Origin of the sequence: Shewanella sp. SG41-4 (assembly GCF_014164505.1) — a bacterium.
Lineage (GTDB): Bacteria > Pseudomonadota > Gammaproteobacteria > Enterobacterales > Shewanellaceae > Shewanella.
Genome location: NZ_JACJFI010000615.1, coordinates 1 through 1,254, shown reverse-complemented (window position 1 = coordinate 1,254; position 1,254 = coordinate 1). Strand labels below are relative to the sequence as shown.

The 1,254-nt window shown below is 36.5% G+C and carries 1 protein-coding gene and 1 pseudogene; both read left to right on the top strand.

From position 1 onward, the window contains the following. Positions 1-254, top strand: a pseudogene (locus tag H5202_RS22690) (IS66 family transposase); the annotation flags it as partial. A 469-nt stretch (positions 255-723) separates the two neighbouring features. Continuing rightward, positions 724-1,149 carry an Hsp20/alpha crystallin family protein gene (locus H5202_RS22685; protein WP_182774007.1) on the top strand — a complete coding sequence of 142 codons (426 nt, stop codon included), beginning with the start codon at positions 724-726 and terminating at the stop codon, positions 1,147-1,149. The last annotated feature ends 105 nt before the right edge of the window (positions 1,150-1,254 follow it).

The window sequence follows — 1,254 nt, the reverse complement described above, 5'->3', positions numbered from 1 at the left end:
GTGGATGATGGACGACTCAGCATCGATAACAATAGAGCTGAACGTGCAGTAAAACCGTTTGTGATAGGCCGAAAGAATTGGTTATTTAGCCAAACGGCTAACGGTGCACATGCCAGTGCCACCCTTTACAGTATTGTGGAAACCGCCAATATAAATGGTCTAATCCCATTTGATTAAATCACGGTTGCCTTGATAAACTGTGTAAACCAGAACCCAATATCGATAGCTTGTTACCCTGGAATTTTAAGCAATAGGTATGGTTCGCTAGACGGTTACAAAGAATATACTCTTGACCCCATTCGGATTAACTCCTCGGTTGACAGTTTATTTTAGTGTTGGTCGCTCATCCCAAATTCATACTCCACTGGCTCTTCCAAGACAATCATTCTCATTGGCACTCTGCCTAAAAACTCTTTCGCTTCAGTCAATGTTTGCCTAGACCATCACCAGTTTTGCCTGCGATGATAGTTAGTAGCGATTTACTGGAATTAATTGATGTCACGCTATGCAGTCATAAGCTCAACAAGCCTGTAGCTAAAAGGAATTGCCAATATAAACAATGATATAGATTAACATCACATTTTGAGTAAATATTTGATCTGCATCATGTTGTGTTCATTATTTAACCGTTATGATTAGTTTGTTGTGTATAAGATTACGTCATATTGATTGCTGTTCCAAATCAACGTGATGAACTGTTCCTCTCTGAAAGGTGATTTTATTATGAACTTAATTCCTAGAAACTCTCTATTTGATATGACTGATATTTTTGACAACTTCTATTCCCCCGTGTTTCAAAGCACAAGGGACTTGGATTTTTTTAGTCCAAGAGTAGATATCAATGATAAAGCTGATCATTATGAAATTAATGCTGATTTACCGGGTGTAGAAAAAAAAGATCTTCATGTCACACTCAATGGTGATTTACTCACCATTGAAGCGACTACAGATGAAGAGAATGAAGAAAAAGAAGGTGGACGTGTGATTAGAAAAGAACGTCGCTCTGGTAAGTATGTACGCAGTTTTACACTTGATTGCAGGCCAAATGAAGCAGATATAAAAGCCTCATTTAAAAATGGAGTACTTAATCTTCAAGTGCCAAAAGAGAATGTAAAAGCTATTGAAAGCAAACTAATACCCATTTTATAATCTATAAGGTATGAAATTTAAGATTATGGAGTGGTCAAAAGATTGACCACTCCATAATCTTAAATTTCATACCTTATAGATTATAAAATGGGTATTAGTTTGCTT